Origin of the sequence: Hymenobacter terrenus (assembly GCF_000972495.1) — a bacterium.
In the GTDB taxonomy this organism is placed as follows: domain Bacteria; phylum Bacteroidota; class Bacteroidia; order Cytophagales; family Hymenobacteraceae; genus Hymenobacter; species Hymenobacter terrenus.
Window position 1 is genome coordinate 740554 of sequence record NZ_LATM01000001.1, and the last position, 14389, is coordinate 754942.

13 protein-coding genes are annotated in these 14389 nt (G+C 59.5%); 11 read left to right on the top strand and 2 right to left on the bottom strand.

Translation table 11 applies throughout. The features are described from left to right. Positions 1–19 precede the first annotated feature (19 nt). Complete coding sequence (locus tag WX88_RS03175) at positions 20–1348, top strand: glycosyltransferase family 4 protein (protein ID WP_231590616.1); 1329 nt, start codon at positions 20–22, stop codon at positions 1346–1348. Here WX88_RS03175 and WX88_RS03180 read toward each other — a convergent pair. Next, positions 1345–2271, bottom strand: coding sequence for a hypothetical protein (locus WX88_RS03180; RefSeq protein WP_156175922.1), 927 nt, complete (start codon positions 2269–2271; stop codon positions 1345–1347). The two genes, WX88_RS03175 and WX88_RS03180, sit on opposite strands and share 4 nt — an antisense overlap. Before the next feature lie 5 nt (positions 2272–2276). Next, positions 2277–3749, bottom strand: a complete 1473-nt coding sequence (locus tag WX88_RS03185; RefSeq protein WP_046242778.1) for an MBOAT family O-acyltransferase — start codon at positions 3747–3749, stop codon at positions 2277–2279. Between the two features lie 264 nt (positions 3750–4013). Between WX88_RS03185 and pseB the strand changes: the two genes are divergently transcribed. The 10 genes from pseB to WX88_RS03235 all read left to right on the top strand — a co-directional run bounded on the left by pseB (position 4014) and on the right by WX88_RS03235 (position 14382). Continuing rightward, positions 4014–5033: a UDP-N-acetylglucosamine 4,6-dehydratase (inverting) gene (pseB, locus tag WX88_RS03190; protein ID WP_046243118.1), complete on the top strand. Its 1020-nt coding sequence runs from the start codon at positions 4014–4016 to the stop codon at positions 5031–5033. A gap of 141 nt (positions 5034–5174) precedes the next feature. Further along, a complete protein-coding gene (gene pseC / locus WX88_RS03195) occupies positions 5175–6356 on the top strand; it encodes a UDP-4-amino-4,6-dideoxy-N-acetyl-beta-L-altrosamine transaminase (RefSeq protein ID WP_046242779.1) in 1182 nt (393 codons plus the stop codon). A 118-nt stretch (positions 6357–6474) separates the two neighbouring features. After that, on the top strand, positions 6475–7140 hold the full coding sequence (locus WX88_RS03200) for a TylF/MycF/NovP-related O-methyltransferase (protein ID WP_046242780.1): 666 nt from the start codon (positions 6475–6477) through the stop codon (positions 7138–7140). A 48-nt stretch (positions 7141–7188) separates the two neighbouring features. Then, a complete protein-coding gene (locus WX88_RS03205) occupies positions 7189–8793 on the top strand; it encodes a hypothetical protein (protein WP_046242781.1) in 1605 nt (534 codons plus the stop codon). 77 nt (positions 8794–8870) lie between these two features. Next, entirely contained in the window at positions 8871–9536 is a 666-nt protein-coding gene (locus tag WX88_RS03210) for a pseudaminic acid biosynthesis-associated methylase (protein WP_046242782.1), read from the top strand. Beyond that, positions 9536–10276 (top strand): cytidylyltransferase domain-containing protein, encoded by a 741-nt coding sequence (locus tag WX88_RS03215; RefSeq protein WP_046242783.1) that lies wholly within the window; start codon positions 9536–9538, stop codon positions 10274–10276. The genes WX88_RS03210 and WX88_RS03215 overlap by 1 nt, the downstream gene beginning before the upstream one ends. Next, positions 10269–11756 carry a UDP-2,4-diacetamido-2,4,6-trideoxy-beta-L-altropyranose hydrolase gene (gene pseG, locus WX88_RS03220; protein WP_052732280.1) on the top strand — a complete coding sequence of 496 codons (1488 nt, stop codon included), beginning with the start codon at positions 10269–10271 and terminating at the stop codon, positions 11754–11756. The genes WX88_RS03215 and pseG overlap by 8 nt, the downstream gene beginning before the upstream one ends. Before the next feature lie 111 nt (positions 11757–11867). Beyond that, positions 11868–12914 carry a pseudaminic acid synthase gene (pseI, locus tag WX88_RS03225; RefSeq protein WP_046243120.1) on the top strand — a complete coding sequence of 349 codons (1047 nt, stop codon included), beginning with the start codon at positions 11868–11870 and terminating at the stop codon, positions 12912–12914. Beyond that, complete coding sequence (locus tag WX88_RS03230; RefSeq protein ID WP_046242784.1) at positions 12914–14209, top strand: glycosyltransferase family protein; 1296 nt, start codon at positions 12914–12916, stop codon at positions 14207–14209. The genes pseI and WX88_RS03230 overlap by 1 nt, the downstream gene beginning before the upstream one ends. After that, a complete protein-coding gene (locus WX88_RS03235; RefSeq protein ID WP_046242785.1) occupies positions 14191–14382 on the top strand; it encodes a hypothetical protein in 192 nt (63 codons plus the stop codon). Before WX88_RS03230 ends, WX88_RS03235 begins: the two co-directional genes overlap by 19 nt. Positions 14383–14389 lie beyond the last annotated feature (7 nt).

A 14389-nucleotide genomic window follows, 5' to 3' on the forward strand; every position in this document is an offset into this window, starting at 1 on the left:
GTTCCGTTGTTGCTTTCCCGTGCCATCTTCTCAGTCGTTGCGCCTGCTCATTATCACTTATTATTGGCCGCCTTCGGGTGGCGCGGGCGTGCAGCGCTGCCTGAAATTTGTGAAGCATTTGGGTAGCTTTGGTGTGGAGCCAACCGTGCTAACCGTGGACCCGGACGAGGCCAGCTACCCGGTGCGCGACGAAAGCCTGCTGGCCGAAGTCCCGACGGGGGTGCGCGTCATTCGCACGGGCACATCGGAGCCGTTCGAGTCTTACAAAAAGCTGACTGGCCGGGCCGTTCCCTACGGCGGCTTTGCCAACGAAGGCAAGCCTGGACTCATGCAGAAAGCCCTGCGCTTCGTGCGCGGCAACCTATTCATCCCCGACCCACGCCGGGGCTGGAACCGCCACGCGCTGGCCGCGGTGGAAAAGCTGCTGAAAGCCGGCGAAACCTTCGACGCCGTGCTCACCTCCTCGCCACCGCACTCTACCCAACTTATTGGGCTAGAATTACAGAAGCGCCACGGGCTGCGCTGGCTGGCCGACATGCGCGACCCCTGGACCGATATTTATTATTACAAAGACCTGCATCACACCCCGCTGGCCGCCTGGCTTGATGCGCGCTACGAGCGACGGGTGCTCACACAGGCCGATGCCGTCCTGGTGACTTCGCCGGAAACCAAGCGGCTGTTCCAGGCCAAACTGCCGGACTTGCCATCGGCGAAATTTCAGGTGCTGCCCAACGGCTACGACGAGTCGGATTTTCGCCGGCCCTCGCAGCCGCCAACCGACTGCCTGCGCATCACCCACACCGGCACCATTACCGAGCTATACCACATTGGGCGGCTGCTGGAGGCCATAGCCGCCTGCGCCGCCCGGCACCCCGACGTGCCCCTGCGGCTGCGCTTCGTGGGCCAGGTATCGGCGGAGTTGCGGGGCCAAATTGAGCATGCGGGGCTGCTGTCAGCCACCGAATTCATTGCCTTCGTGCCGCACGACAAATCGGTTGAGTACCTGCTGAGTGCTTCTGCCCTGCTGATGGCCATTCCTGACGTGCCGCGCAACTTCGGCATCTTACCCGGCAAAGTCTTTGAGTATCTGGCGGCTAATAAGCCTATTTTGTGCGTGGGACCGACGGGGTCAGACGCCGATAACCTGCTACAGGAATGCGGCGCGGGCCAGGCTCTCCCCTACGAAGACTACGCACTGATGCTGGAAACGCTCGAAACGCTGGTGGCCCAATGGCGCATTAGTCCCAACCTGGACTTACCGGCCGTGAGCCACCAGCGCTACGCACGCAAGTCGCTCACGGAACAGCTGGCCCTACTGGCGCGCCGCTTAACCAGCGGTGAGCACTAATGACTGGCAAGCGCAGCTGCCAGGTCCTTTGCAAGCTGCTGACTAAAGGACAGACTAGCTGCGCGCTGGAGGTGGTTACCGTCGGTAGTGGCGTAGGGCTGGGTGCTGTAATCGAGGTAAGGTATAGCCAGGGCGGTGGCAGTCTGACGCATGAGTTGGTCGAAGCCGGGCTGATAGGTTTGCTCTAGTTGCAGCAGCGATGGGCCCACCGGCAGGCGCACCAGGCACACGTGCCCGTGCTGTTGCAGGAACTGAATGGTTTGGCGCAGCGCCTGCAAACGGCCCGCCGAAAGGTGCTGGCTGGCCGCGAGCCGGCGGTAGTCCTGCAATTTGCGAGCGGTACGGGCCCGTACCTGGGCGCTGTCGACGCCGATGGTAACTTCCAGCCAACCATCGGGATGCAGGTGTTCGGTAGCCGTGGCGTAGTCGAGCAGCAGGCGGTAGAGCGGCTTGGTTTGATAACGGGTGAGGTAGGCTAGGTTGGGGTTCTGGCTTACCTGGTGCAGCTGGCCAATAAAGGAATTGTCTTCGGGATACCTGCCTTCGGGCCCGGTCAGCGACAACGACCACGGGTCAACGGCCACGATAAACAGGCCATCCCGGACCTCCGGCCGCAGCTTGCGCTGAATGCTACGCAGATAAGCCGGGCCGTAGGGCGAATGCGTGAGCGTGAAGGCGTAATTCAGCAGCGGCCCATCAAATTTCTTTCCCAACCAAGCATCCTCCAGCACCGCCGGCTGGATGCCCTGGGCCGCCCGCGAAGTACCCACTATCAGAGAGCCAGCGAGGGGACTGGTGAAGCGGCCATAAAAGGCATCGACCCGGCCCGCGAGTACCACTGGCCCCAGCACCCCCAGCCCTGCCAGGCTGATGCCGCCCAGCAGCAGCAAACGCAGAAGAAGTCGAGAAACAGCGGGGGACAACGGCTTTAAAATTGGAAGTAAATGAACGAGGTACTGTTGAAAATGCCCAGGTATAGAATCAGCAGTGTGAGACTAGCATAGCTTGCCCAACGCACGCTGAACGGCTGGGCCGCCACCCAGGCCTGTAAGCTGCGGGCACGGCCCAGATATTCCACTAATAGCATGATGAGAACGCCGAGCGCGGCCATGACCAGCTCGGGGCGATAGTGCTGCGAGAAGTCAAGCAATAGCGTGCCTACTTTCCGGCCATCCAGGCCGTTCCAGCCACTCAGCAAGTGCTGGCTGATGAATATGGCGTCGCTCAGGCTATTGGCCCGAAAAAATATCCACGCGTACGCTACCAGAATAAAGGTGACGCTCACACCTAGCCCGTGGCGCAGGGCCGGGTGAGCCACCAAACCCGTCAGCCGGGCCAGCCGCTCCCGTAGAGGCCGAGCCCAGGTGCTGATTACCAGATACACGCCGTGCAGGGCTCCCCACACGACAAACGTCCAGTTGGCGCCGTGCCAGAGGCCGCTGATGAGGAACACCGCCAGCAGGTTGCCGTAGGCCCGCGCTGGGTCCACGCGGCTGCCACCTAAGGGAATGTAGAGGTAGTCGCGAAACCAGCTCGACAGAGAAACATGCCAGCGCCGCCAGAACTCCGGTACCGAAGCAGCTAGGTAGGGCTGTCGGAAATTCAGATTGAAATCGAACCCCAGTACTCGGGCCGTGCCCCGCGCCAAATCGGTATAGCCGGAAAAATCACCATAAATCTGAAAGGTGAAGGCCAGCGTGGCCAATACCAGCAATAGCCCTTCGGAGTGCTGCCGGGGATTGTTGAAGACGGGGTTGACCAGTAAAGCCAGCCGGTCAGCCACCACTACTTTCTTGAACAAGCCCCAGGCCATAAGTCGTAGTCCGCTCGCCACGCGCTGATAATCAAAGGCGTGCGTGCGACGGAACTGCGGCAGCATATGGCCGCCGCGCTCAATGGGCCCGGCCACCAGTTGCGGAAAAAAGGCTACGAACAGCGCAAAACGCCCGAAATTCCGCTCCGCTTCCAGCCGGCCCTGGTACACATCAATGATGTAGCCGACCGACTGAAACGTGTAGAACGACACGCCCACCGGCAGCAGCAGCCCCAGCGCCGGGCCAGGCGCAAAGGGCAGGTGTAAGCTGCCGGCCACTTGCCCAGCCGCATCCCGAAAGAAGTTAAAATACTTGAATACGAACAGCGTGCCCAGGTTGCTAACCAGACTGAGGTAGAGATAGGGCCGCCGGTCGCGCTTGGTAGTGAACTGGCTCATCCGGTAACCGCTGTAGTAGTCAACCAGCGTGGTGCCCAGCAGCAGCAGGGCGTAGACGGCCCGCCAGCTCATGTAGAAGTAGTAGCTGGCCAGCAGCAATAGCGGCCCGCGCCACCGCGGCGGCAAGCCGAAGTACAACGCCACCACTACCGGAAAAAACACCAGAAAATGGAGAGAATTAAATAGCATTCGCAACGCGGAAGTAGCTCCGACAGCCAAAGGTCGGGAGCGCGAGTGGAACGCAGCCGTCGCGGCGTTTAATCGTCGTATATTTTCCCGACATGTGGAATGCAGCCTTTGCTGCGCTGAGGCCAGGCGCAATTATCGGGTATTAGGTAGGCCCGCGGCTTTACTACTTTGAATTGTTGGTGGATGCGAGTGTGGGAGGCTGACGCAGCAAAGGCTGCGTCCTACGACCTACTTTTGTGGTCTGATTCGGCTTTTTTCTATTTCATGGCTCTCGACCTCAACAACAAATCCATCCTCGTTACGGGTGGCACCGGCTCGTTCGGCAAGCAATTTGTGCGCACCGTTTTTGAAAAATTCCCGCAGGTGCGGCGACTCGTGGTGTTCTCACGCGATGAGCTGAAGCAGTATGAGATGAGCCAGGAATTTAGCCATCCTAAGTACCCGGCTATTCGCTATTTTATTGGTGACGTGCGCGATAGCCAACGCCTGCACCGCGCCTGCGAGGGTATCGACATCGTGATTCACGCCGCTGCTCTCAAGCAGGTACCGGCCGCCGAATACAACCCGATGGAGTGCATCAAGACCAACATCTTCGGCGCCGAAAACGTTATTAATGCCGCCCTCGACTGCGGCGTGAAGCACGTGGTGGCCCTGAGCACCGACAAGGCCGCTGCGCCCATCAACCTCTACGGCGCCACCAAATTGTGCTCGGATAAGCTTTTCGTGGCCGCCAACAACATGAAGGGCGCCCGTGACTTGCGCTTCTCGGTAGTGCGCTACGGTAACGTAATTGGCTCGCGCGGCTCGGTGGTGCCGTTCTTTTTGCAGCAGCGCCACACCGGCGTGCTGCCCATCACCCACCCCGATATGACGCGCTTCAACATCTCGCTCGAAGAAGGTGTAGACCTAGTGCTCTATGCACTGGAGCACGCCTGGGGCGGCGAGATTTTCGTACCCAAAATCCCTTCTTACAAAATCACGGAAGTAGCCCGCGCCATCGGCCCGGAGTGCGAGCAGCGCATCGTGGGCATCCGCCCCGGCGAGAAGCTTCACGAAGCCATGATTACCGAAACCGACGCACTGAGCACGGTCGAGCTGGCCCGCTACTACGTCATCCTCCCCTCAACCCCCAACTGGAACGTGGACAAATTCATTGAGGCCTTCAATGGCCGGCGGGTGCCGCTGGGCTTTCAGTATGATTCGGCCAATAACGAGGAGTGGCTGGATGCCGAGCAGATTCGGGATGAAATTCGACAGCACGTGGATGCTGGATTTACGGTATAGCCACATTATCTATTCTTTTCTAACACCCTGGGAGTTGGCGGGACCATTTGCGAAATCAGGGTGATTGCGGCACCGGGGCTCACGCCGGGCACCATCCGAAACAGCGATGTTGGGGAGGCTTCCGGTTTATCTTTGCTACCAATGCCTACATCCGCTTTTCGTCCGACCCGCCCCCTCCCTTACGGCCGCCAAAACATTACCGAGGCCGACGTGGCGGCCGTCACGGCCGCCCTGCACGCCGACTACCTGACACAAGGGCCCGCTGTGAGCAAGTTTGAGGATCAGTTTGCTGCTTACGTGGGCGCCCAGTATGCCGTAGCCGTGAGCAATGGCACCGCCGCTCTACACCTCTGCGCCCTGACTCTGAACGTACAGCCCGGCCAGCGCGTCATCACCACGCCACTCACCTTCGCCGCCTCAGCTAACTGCGTGCGCTACTGCGGCGGCGAGGTGCATTTTGCCGACATTGACCCCACTACTGGCTTAATCGACTTACACAAAGTGCGGGCCTTGCTGGAAGCGCATCCTCCGGGCCATTTCACCGGACTGATTCCGGTGGATTTTGCCGGCTTGGCCGTGAACCTGGAGGAGGCCCGACAACTGGCCAATGAGTTTGGCCTCTGGATAATTGAGGATTCGTGCCACGCGCCGGGCGGCTTTTTTATCGACTCCAAGGGCCAGGAACAACGCTGCGGCAACGGCCGCTTTGCCGACCTTGCCATCTTCAGTTTTCATCCCGTAAAGCACATTGCTACCGGCGAGGGCGGCATGATTACCACCAACGACGAGCAGTTGTTTCACCGCCTGCTGCACCTGCGCACCCACGGCATCACCCGCGACCCCGCCGACCTAGTGCGCGAGCCCGACGGCGGCTGGTACATGGAAATGCAGGAGTTGGGCTACAACTACCGCCTGCCCGACCTCAACTGCGCTCTCGGCCTGAGCCAGCTCGCCCGCGCCGATGAAGGCCTCGCGCGCCGCCGCCAACTAGCCACCCGCTACGATGCGGCCTTCGCCCAAACGCCGGGCGTGACGATACTGGCGCCCGGTCGCCCCGGCCACGCCTACCACCTCTACGTCATCACAGTACCCGACCGCAAAGGACTGTATGACTTTCTGAAAACCCGGCAAATTTTTACGCAAGTGCACTACATTCCGATACATCGGATGCCTTATTATGAGGAACTGGGCTGGCGGGCTGGGGCCTTTCCATTGGTAGAGGAATATTACGCGCACTGCCTGAGCATTCCGCTTTTTCCAACGCTGACGGATGAAGAGCAGGACTACGTGGTGGCGTGTATTGAGGAGTTTGTAGTCAGATAAAACCAAGGTTAATTGGTGGCCGCAGAAGTTTAGTAATCAGCCCAAATTGTTCGTTATACAGGTTGCCCTGCGGGATTAATCACACCTTAATTCATCATTTTTAATTTCCCTTCCCTGCATGACTGTTCAGGATTTCGATTCGTCCCAGGCCATTCACTATGAAAATGGTTTTTACCTCACCAGCGACATTACACGCTTGGCCAAGGCCATGGGTCATTTCGAGCTGTATAAGCTGATAACCAGTTTGCCAGGGGCAGTAGTCGAGTGCGGAGTATTCAAAGCAACTTCGCTGGTCCGATGGGCTACTTTTCGAGAATTACTGGAGAGTCCCATGTCGCGCCGCATCATTGGCTTCGACATTTTCGGCCTTTTTCCGCAGCACGAGGACGAAACCGATAACGCCTTTGCAGCCCGTCACGACGATGTGGCGGGCCAGGGCTTGAGCATAGCACAAATACAGGCTGTGCTGGACCATAAGCACCTGCGCAACGTGGAGCTCGTACCCGGCGATGTAGTGGCCACGGTGCCAGCCTACGTGCAGGCGCACCCGGAGCTGCGCGTGGCCCTGCTGCACATCGACGTAGACGTGTATAAACCCAGCCAGGTAGCCCTGGATGCACTTTATGAACTGGTGGTTCCGGGCGGGGTGATTATTTTTGATGACTATGGCACTGTAGCCGGCGAAACCCGCGCCGTGGACGAGCTAGTGGCCCGCCACCAGCTGCGGCTGCAAAAGCTGCCCTACACGCACACGCCCAGTTTCGTGGTGAAACCAGGCCTGTAAATAGGTGCACCGCTCGCCGCTCACTTTCCACCCGCAACTCTTGCTCTTATGAAAAGCTACCATAAACACCTCGAATCGACGCTGGCGGCGGGCGAAGCCGTGAGCCTGACCCGCCGGCCAGTGTTTCGCTCTTCGGCCATCTTCCCGGTGCTACACACGGCCGACTACTCCAGTCGAGTTCTGTTTATGGGCTACTGGCTGCTCAAGCGCGACATTCCGGAGGTGCAGATGCTCATCACCCTGCGGGCCGAAGACGGCCCCATTCTGCTCCGCAAAAGCCTGCTCATTACCGAACCCAAAGCCTTTGCCCTGCGTCTGGGCGACTTGCTGGCCGAAACTGCCTTGGGCAACACCGGCCAGGATTTTACAGGCTCGCTGGAGCTGGAAATATTCGCGACCCGCGACTTGGTGTATCCCTACCCAGCCTTCGTGCTCAACTACTATGGCGATGAATTCATGGCCAGCGTCCATACCACTGGCCGGGTATACAACGACATTGAAGACCTGCAGGAAAACGAGGATAAGATAGTACCCGAGTGCGGGTTTGACATTCTTTCGGCCGACGCCTACGCGCCATTTTTTGCCTTCGTGAATGGCGTATATCATTACGACAAGCCATTGATTGAGTGGACCATCGTAGATGAAAATGGCGGAACTCACCGCGGCAAGTTCCAGCTGCCTCCCGTGCCGGCCTACGCCACCCGCTTTGTGCAGCTGCGCGACTACATCGACCTTGAGTCGGTGCTGGGTGGCCGCAAGGGTACCATCAAGCTGCACCACCAGTTCCGGGGCTTTTTTCCGCGCTTCGTAGCCGGCAATTTCGAGCAGCACCGCCACGCCCTGAGCATCACCCACACCTACTACGACTCCTCGGCCGTGAACGACGCGGGCGCCTACTGGGGCAACGCCGACGAGCGGTTTCATGACAGCGCCGTGTTCGCGCCGCTATTTTTGGCAGAAGGCGAATACACTCAACTCGTATTTTACCCCATCTATTCGCCCTCGGCCTTTGGCATTAGCCTGGAATTCTATGATGTGGCTGGGCAGCTGGTGGGCACCGTGCGCGACTGGCGTCACCTGGACTTGCACACCACCCCCGACCAGTTCTTTACCCTGGGATTCAACGAGGTTATTGCCGAGCACTTCTCCCCCGAGCAGGCCCGGCAGTTGCGCGGGGTCAACATCATCAAGCACTGGCCCAACCGGGAGCAAATCCCGACCCGCCTCAAGTTTGGGCTGAACATCGGCCGGGAGGGCCGGACTATGAACCTGCCCACCAACGTGTGCTTCAACTCGCAAATTGCCAACGCTAAGGTGCTCACCAAGCCCGGCACGTTCAAATGGAGCCCCATTTTGGACGGCGACCATTCGGTGGTAGTGGTGCTCAACGGCTCACCCGTTAAAGACTACGCCACCCCCGCCAACCTTCGCCTGTCCTTTTACCGCGAAGCCGATAACCAGACTCTGCAACGCGAAGCTCACCTGCCGGCTTTCGGACAGCTCCGCATTGACGCGCGCCACGATGCGGAAGTGCGGGATTTTCTGGGTGGCCAGCCGGGCTGGGTCACCATCCAGGCCGACAATCCTTTTGTCACTTCTTGGTATTTCGATTTCAACGAGAGCGGGGCCGTGGGTGGCGACCACGCTTTTTAGCATCGGCCATCTAGCGTGCCTGTCGTACTATTGTGGGCTTGTTTTCAAGCGCTATTTCTTTTTGATTTTTAATCTTCATGACTCCCAATCCCAGCACCAAGCAAGAAACCTTTTGGACCGGTGACTTCGGCCGCCACTATACCGACCGTAACTCCCGGCATTTGGAAGAGTGGAATCAGTTTTACCTCGATAACTGGGGTCACACCAAGCTGGCTATGAATGAGCGGTTTCTGGGCCACCTCGACCGCGAAGCCCGCATTCTGGAAGTTGGCTGCAACACCGGCATGCAGCTAATGGGCCTGCAGGAAAACGGATTTCAGCACCTCTACGGGGTTGATATTCAGCCTTATGCTGTAGAAAAAGCCAAGGAGTTCACTCAGCACGTCAACATCGTGCAGGGCAGCGGCCTGGACCTCCCCTTTAAAGACGGCTTTTTTGACGTGGTGGGTACCAATGGGGTTCTGATTCATATTTCGCCCGACGACCTGCCCCGCGTGATGGCCGAAATGGTGCGCTGCTCCAAGCGCTACATCTGGGGCTTCGAGTACTACACCCCCGAAATCACCACCATCAAGTATCGTGATAATGTGGGCTACGCCTGGAAAGGCGACTATGCCCGTCTGTTTCTGGAGCAGCTTCCGGGCCAGCTGCGGCTTGTGCAGCAGGAGTTTTTCCCGTACGTGAACCCCGCTGAGCTTGGGAACACGGACTGCATGTACCTGCTGGAAAAAGTAGGCGCCTGATGAGCAGCGCCCCGCGCATCGGCATCGTTTCGCAGGCCCGCATGACCAGCACGCGCCTGCCGGGCAAAGTGCTGCTGCGAGCCGGCGGCCAGTCGCTGCTGAGCTGGCATATAAGCCGGCTGCGCCAAACTGGCCTGCCGGTGTACCTGGCCACGACGACCAACCACGAAGATGACCCGCTGGCCGAATTTGCCGCGCACGCAGGCCTGCCCTGCGTGCGCGGCAGCGAGCACGACGTGCTGGCCCGTTACCAGCAGTGCGCAGCCACTCACGACCTAGACGTAATTGTTCGGGTAACCAGCGACTGCCCGCTGATTGCGCCCGAGTTGGTGGTAGCGGGCGTGGCGGCTTTCCAAGCGGCCAGTGACCCGCAGCTGTATGTTTCCAACGCGGTGCCCCAACGCAGCTACCCACGGGGTTTCGACTACGAGATATTCTCGCGCCAGCTATTGGAAGAGGCTGCCTCTCAGGCCACCCGGCCTGGCGACCGGGAACACGTCACGCCGTATATACACCAGAACCGGTCGGGACAGGTCCGCTTTCTCAACCTGACTCGCCCGCAGGATGCCAGCCAGTTTCGGCTGACTGTGGACACACCGGAGGACTTTGACTTAGTCCGTACTTTGCTGGATGGCTACAACGCGGGCGCACTGAATGGCGAAGAGTTAGTCGCCCTGCTGGCGGCTCATCCCGAGCTAGCAACCTTAAACAGCCACGTCGAACAAAAAAGCCATGACTAAGCCCACCCGACTGGTGCTGCGCGCCGACGGCAACGCGCGCATTGGTCTGGGCCACGTGATGCGGCTCGTAGCGCTGGCCGACATTCTGCGCGACGGTTTTGAGGAATACGTTTTTGCTACGCACGACGCGGCGGCCCTGGCTCCTTTGCTGGCCGAATCCGGTCTCCGAGCCGAGCCTGTGCCTGAGCTGCCGCCACCTGCCGAGGCCGCTTGGCTGCGAGATAATTTACTTAGCACCACCGATGTAGTGGTGCTCGACGGCTACGGGTTCGATTTTGAATATCAGCAACTAGTGCGGGCGGGCAGCCATAGATTGGTGTGCTTGGATGACTTGCACGCCTTTGCTTTCGCCGCCGACTTGGTGCTGAATCCGGCGGGTGGCGTCACTGCCCGCGACTACGAGTTGTCGCCTAGGGCCCGATTATTAGCCGGACCGGCATATGCCCCCTTGCGGGCCGCCTTCTGGCAGGAACAGTCGGCGGTAACGCCTGCGTCGCCTGACAAAATTCTGGTTTGCCTGGGCGGAGCCGACCCGCGCCAACTGACCCAGCAAGTGGCCGCCAATCTGATGGCATTATCGCCAGCGGCCGAGGTGCATGCGGTGGTAGGCATCGCCTACCTGAATTGGGACGCGTTGCAACAGTGGGCGGCGCACCAGCCACGGCTGCACTTACACCGCGCCCTCGATGCCTCCGCCCTAGCCCAGCTCATGCACCAGTGCGGCACCGCGGTCCTCACGCCAAGCACCGTCAGCTACGAGTACTGCGCTGCGGGTGGCGGGCTGCTGCTATTGCTGCCCACTGCCGACAACCAGCACGACCTGGACCTTTTTCTGCGCGGCGCGGGCCTGGCACTTCCGTACACCAGCGCCGCCAACGTGCTCACCAGCCCGGAACGGGCCCGGCTGCAAGCCCAGCTGCGCGCCGCCCAGCGGCAGCATTTCGATGGCCGGGCCCCAACCCGGCTGCGCCAGGCGTTCGCGGCATTGCAGTTGGAGCCGCCACCATTTCGGCTGCGCCCCATTTGCGAAACCGACTCAGACTTATTGCTGACCTGGTCCAATGACCCCACGGTACGGCAGTCTTCATTTGACCCGAAACCCATCGACCGGGCTACCCACGAGGCCTGGTTTGTGGCCCGGTTGCGCGATGCTCATTCCTTGCTTCTGCTAGCCGAGGACCTCCGCTCTAGTGAGCCCGTGGGTTTGATCCGCTTTCAGCTTGATGATGATGTAGCTACTCTCAGCTATCAGCTAGCGGCGACTTGGCGAGGGCAAGGCCTAGCCGCTCCGTTGCTTGTGGCGGGCACCGAGGCCGCGGGTGCTTATTACTCTGATCTGCGGTTGGTGCGCGGGCATGTGCAAGCGTTGAATCAGCCCTCGGTGCGCGCTTTTGAGCGGGCGGGTTTCCAGCGCTCGGCACAGGCAGTTGCCTCCAAGCCAGCAAGTGAAAATATCACATTTGAGTGGGTGGTGGGCTGAGCTGACCAGAAAATTTAGTGAGACGGAACGGGATTTTCTGGAGAAGGCCAAGGTGCACCCGATACGCCCTTTCATGCCGACCTTTGCGGCTCGAACCTTAAGCACTTGACTTTGTCTGCTGAAATCAACTTTGGAGGCCATTTAGTTGGCCCTGGCCACCGTCCTTTCATTATTGCCGAACTCTCGGGTAACCACAACCAGGACTTGAACCGCGGTCTGGCCATCATCGACGCCGTGGCAGCGGCCGGAGCACACGCTATCAAGCTCCAGACCTACACAGCCGATACGATGACTCTGCCCGGTGTCCATCGCATTGAAGACCCTAATTCGCTGTGGTACGGACGCGAGCTGCACGAACTCTACCAGCAGGCGCACACGCCCTGGGAATGGCACCAGCCGCTGTTTGAGCGGGCCCGGCAACACGGACTGGTAGCCTTCAGCTCACCCTTTGACGAAACGGCGGTGGATTTTTTGGAAACGCTCGACGTGCCTGCCTACAAAATTGCCTCCTTCGAAAACACCGATTGGCCGTTGCTGCGCCGGGTGGCAGCCACCGGCAAGCCCGTCATCATGAGTACCGGTGCCAGCACGCTGGCTGAAGTAGCCGAGGCTGTGGGCGTGCTGCGGGCGGCCGGCTGCCGCGAATTGGTCTTGCTCAAGTGCACCAGCACTTACCCAGCCTCTCCCGAAAACACCAACCTGCGCACCCTGCCTCATTTCCAGCAGCTGTTTCCCGACTGCCTGGTGGGGCTTTCCGACCATACAGGCGGCATTGGGGCGGCCGTGGCGGCCGTGGCGCTGGGTGCGTGCGTGGTCGAAAAACACGTGACTTTACGCCGCGCCGATGGCGGCGTAGACTCGGCCTTCTCGCTCGAACCAGCCGAAGTAGCGGCCTTGGTAACCGAAAGCCACCGCGCCTGGCAAGCCCTAGGGCAGATACAATACGGTATTCAGCGCGCCGAAGAACCCAGTCGCTTGTACAAACGCTCGCTGTATGTGGCTCAGGATATAGCAGCCGGCGAAATTTTCACCAAGGACAATCTGCGCGTGGTACGCCCTGGCGATGGCCTGCCGCCCCGCTACTACGACCAAGTACTGGGCAAGCCGGCCCGGCAAGTTCTCAAAGCTGGTACACCGCTGACTTGGGAAGCCCTATAATGAGTGAGGCACCCATCGGGCTCATCGCCCGTTTCCGCGACATCCTACAACAGCGGTTCACGCCACTATTTTCAACCTTTCCGGCGGCGGTGCTGGCCACTATCTCACCGGCCAACCCGGTGCGGCGGCTGGCGCGAGTGCTGGGCTACACCGTGTTGCGGCTGCTGGGGCACCTGTTTCAACCCATTCGCAACCGCGAAGACCTGCATGGTAAAGTATGGCTCTACGTGGTCAGCCCCAATAATTACAACGCCCTGCGCTTTATCAAAGAAGCCCGACCAGATGCCGTCCTAGTGGCTGGGCAAGGCAAGCAGATCAAAGAATATAATCAAGAGGTAAACCGACTGTCGTTGCGGCGCAAACTATTGTACTACTGGCAATACCCGCTGGTGCTGTTAGGGCTGGCCCGGTATGAAGGCCGCAAGGTTTGGCGGTTTTTCGACATGATTTTCTACTCCATCGGCTACTATGAGGTGTACCGCCAGGCCCTGCGCCACTACCGGCCGCGGGCCGTCATATTTGCCAACGACCACAACGATGACCCCCGGGCCCTGCTGCTGGCGTGTCGGGCCGAGGGTGTACCCACCGCCTACGTACAGCACGCCAGCGTCAGTGCCTACTTCCCACCTCTGGGGTTCGACTTGAGCCTGCTCGAAGGGCAAGATGCGCTGGACAAATACCGCCTTTGTGGGCCGGTACGCGGCCGGGTAGAGTTGGTCGGCATGCCCAAAGCCGATGTCTACCTGGACCAGCGCAATACGGCCCCAGTGGTGCGCCGTGTAGGGCTAGCCTGCAACATCCACGACCCCCTGCCGGCCATCACCGAAACCTTGGTACACCTGCTGGGTGAACTGCCGGAGCTAACCTTCACCCTCCGCCCCCACCCCAGTGACAGCCGCGACTTTGAGCCGCTGCGCAAGTTATTGCCAGCTTTACAATGGTCGAATGCGTGGGAAGAAAACGTGTTCGATTTTCTGTTGCGGCAAGACGCGCTGGTGGCTGCTGATACCTCCACTCACCTCGAAGCTACACTGCTAAACGTGGCCAGTATCTATTACCGCTTCAGCACCAACCAAGTAACGGAGGATTATTACGGGTACGCAGCGCATGGCCTGGTAGATCAAGCCAAAACCTTAACTCAATTAGCTGATTTGCTTCGTGAGTACAGCCGCGCTAAACCCAGCAACTTGTATCAGCGCGCTGCTTACTACAACGCCACGCTGGGCACCGCTAATGAAGGCCATAGCCAAGCCTTGGCATTGTCCATATTAACCAATTGGCTGGCGAAGGGCTAGGCCAAGTTTTACTAGCCCTAGGTAATTATCCCAAATTTGATACCTACAACCGCTGGAGCTGGCCGGTGCTGCAAACTACCCATTACCGCAACGCCTGGGGCGCTGATGCCTTAGCCGGGGTTTATTACATCTTGCTGCGTCGGCCGGCCACCGGCTACCTCTACAAAGGCTAGCTGCAGG

Bases quoted from the DNA above. Each gene is read 5' to 3' on its own strand.
- WX88_RS03230 (WP_046242784.1), top strand. From the start codon at position 12,914: ATGAGTGAGGCACCCATCGGGCTCATCGCCCGTTTCCGCGACATCCTA.
- WX88_RS03205 (WP_046242781.1), top strand. From the start codon at position 7,189: ATGAAAAGCTACCATAAACACCTCGAATCGACGCTGGCGGCGGGCGAA.
- WX88_RS03210 (WP_046242782.1), top strand. From the start codon at position 8,871: ATGACTCCCAATCCCAGCACCAAGCAAGAAACCTTTTGGACCGGTGAC.
- pseG (WP_052732280.1), top strand. From the start codon at position 10,269: ATGACTAAGCCCACCCGACTGGTGCTGCGCGCCGACGGCAACGCGCGC.
- WX88_RS03200 (WP_046242780.1), top strand. From the start codon at position 6,475: ATGACTGTTCAGGATTTCGATTCGTCCCAGGCCATTCACTATGAAAAT.
- pseC (WP_046242779.1), top strand. From the start codon at position 5,175: ATGCCTACATCCGCTTTTCGTCCGACCCGCCCCCTCCCTTACGGCCGC.
- WX88_RS03215 (WP_046242783.1), top strand. From the start codon at position 9,536: ATGAGCAGCGCCCCGCGCATCGGCATCGTTTCGCAGGCCCGCATGACC.
- pseB (WP_046243118.1), top strand. From the start codon at position 4,014: ATGGCTCTCGACCTCAACAACAAATCCATCCTCGTTACGGGTGGCACC.
- WX88_RS03185 (WP_046242778.1), bottom strand. From the start codon at position 3,749: ATGCTATTTAATTCTCTCCATTTTCTGGTGTTTTTTCCGGTAGTGGTG.